Genomic DNA, 262 nt, shown 5'->3' with positions numbered 1-262 from the left:
AATCGCTTCGGCCTGTGCCAGGTCGAGTTTGCCGTTGAGGAAGGCCCGCTCGCTGAACTCACCCGCACGCGCCTGGCGTGCACCCAGCGCGATGCAGCGGGCCACCAATTGCCGTAGCAGCACCGGGCTGCCGTGGCCCTGCAGCTCCACCACCTCTTCGCCGGTGAAGCTGTGCGGCGCGGGGAACCACACCGCGATGCCGTCATCGATCACCTCGCCCTGCGCATCACGAAAGCGCGCGTAACGCGCATGCCGCGATTGC

General features: G+C 67.9%; 1 pseudogene. It reads right to left on the bottom strand.

The annotated features are described in order from the left end of the window. Positions 1–262 (bottom strand): annotated as a pseudogene (locus tag BK665_RS33085) (tRNA uridine-5-carboxymethylaminomethyl(34) synthesis GTPase MnmE); the annotation flags it as partial.

Source organism: Pseudomonas frederiksbergensis (assembly GCF_003732665.1).
Lineage (GTDB): Bacteria > Pseudomonadota > Gammaproteobacteria > Pseudomonadales > Pseudomonadaceae > Aquipseudomonas > Aquipseudomonas frederiksbergensis_G.
The sequence above is the reverse complement of the archived record's forward strand: the minus strand, read 5'-3'. Positions and strand labels throughout refer to the sequence as shown.